This is a genomic window from Pseudomonas sp. GW821-FHT01E10 (assembly GCF_059422365.1).
Genome location: NZ_JBWKWT010000041.1, coordinates 1,369 through 3,114, shown reverse-complemented (window position 1 = coordinate 3,114; position 1,746 = coordinate 1,369). Strand labels below are relative to the sequence as shown.

Annotated in this window: 1 rRNA gene (only partly in view); it reads left to right on the top strand. The window is 50.6% G+C overall.

Going from position 1 to position 1,746, the window contains the following annotated elements:
• The first annotated feature begins 29 nt into the window (after positions 1 to 29).
• A 23S ribosomal RNA gene (locus tag AC07V0_RS29920) occupies positions 30 to 1,746 on the top strand; it runs 1,271 nt beyond the window's last position.

The following is a 1,746-nucleotide window of genomic DNA, read 5'->3' as shown; positions in this document are numbered from 1 at the left end:
CAGTATAACCAGATTGCTTGGGGTTATATGGTCAAGTGAAGAAGCGCATACGGTGGATGCCTTGGCAGTCAGAGGCGATGAAAGACGTGGTAGCCTGCGAAAAGCTTCGGGGAGTCGGCAAACAGACTTTGATCCGGAGATGTCTGAATGGGGGAACCCAGCCATCATAAGATGGTTATCTTGTACTGAATACATAGGTGCAAGAGGCGAACCAGGGGAACTGAAACATCTAAGTACCCTGAGGAAAAGAAATCAACCGAGATTCCCTTAGTAGTGGCGAGCGAACGGGGACTAGCCCTTAAGTTGATTTGAGATTAGCGGAACGCTCTGGAAAGTGCGGCCATAGTGGGTGATAGCCCTGTACGCGAAAATCTCTTATCAATGAAATCGAGTAGGACGGAGCACGAGAAACTTTGTCTGAATATGGGGGGACCATCCTCCAAGGCTAAATACTACTGACTGACCGATAGTGAACTAGTACCGTGAGGGAAAGGCGAAAAGAACCCCGGAGAGGGGAGTGAAATAGATCCTGAAACCGTATGCGTACAAGCAGTGGGAGCCCACTTTGTTGGGTGACTGCGTACCTTTTGTATAATGGGTCAGCGACTTATTTTCAGTGGCGAGCTTAACCGAATAGGGGAGGCGTAGCGAAAGCGAGTCTTAATAGGGCGTCTAGTCGCTGGGAATAGACCCGAAACCGGGCGATCTATCCATGGGCAGGTTGAAGGTTAGGTAACACTGACTGGAGGACCGAACCGACTACCGTTGAAAAGTTAGCGGATGACCTGTGGATCGGAGTGAAAGGCTAATCAAGCTCGGAGATAGCTGGTTCTCCTCGAAAGCTATTTAGGTAGCGCCTCATGTATCACTGTAGGGGGTAGAGCACTGTTTCGGCTAGGGGGTCATCCCGACTTACCAAACCGATGCAAACTCCGAATACCTACAAGTGCCGAGCATGGGAGACACACGGCGGGTGCTAACGTCCGTCGTGAAAAGGGAAACAACCCAGACCGTCAGCTAAGGTCCCAAAGTTATGGTTAAGTGGGAAACGATGTGGGAAGGCTTAGACAGCTAGGAGGTTGGCTTAGAAGCAGCCACCCTTTAAAGAAAGCGTAATAGCTCACTAGTCGAGTCGGCCTGCGCGGAAGATGTAACGGGGCTCAAACCATACACCGAAGCTACGGGTATCACTTAGGTGATGCGGTAGAGGAGCGTTCTGTAAGCCTGTGAAGGTGAGTTGAGAAGCTTGCTGGAGGTATCAGAAGTGCGAATGCTGACATGAGTAACGACAATGGGTGTGAAAAACACCCACGCCGAAAGACCAAGGTTTCCTGCGCAACGTTAATCGACGCAGGGTTAGTCGGTCCCTAAGGCGAGGCTGAAAAGCGTAGTCGATGGAAAACAGGTTAATATTCCTGTACTTCTGGTTATTGCGATGGAGGGACGGAGAAGGCTAGGCCAGCTTGGCGTTGGTTGTCCAAGTTTAAGGTGGTAGGCTGGAATCTTAGGTAAATCCGGGATTCTAAGGCCGAGAGCTGATGACGAGTGTTCTTTTAGAACACGAAGTGGTTGATGCCATGCTTCCAAGAAAAGCTTCTAAGCTTCAGGTAACCAGGAACCGTACCCCAAACCGACACAGGTGGTTGGGTAGAGAATACCAAGGCGCTTGAGAGAACTCGGGTGAAGGAACTAGGCAAAATGGCACCGTAACTTCGGGAGAAGGTGCGCCGGTGAGGGTGAAGCACT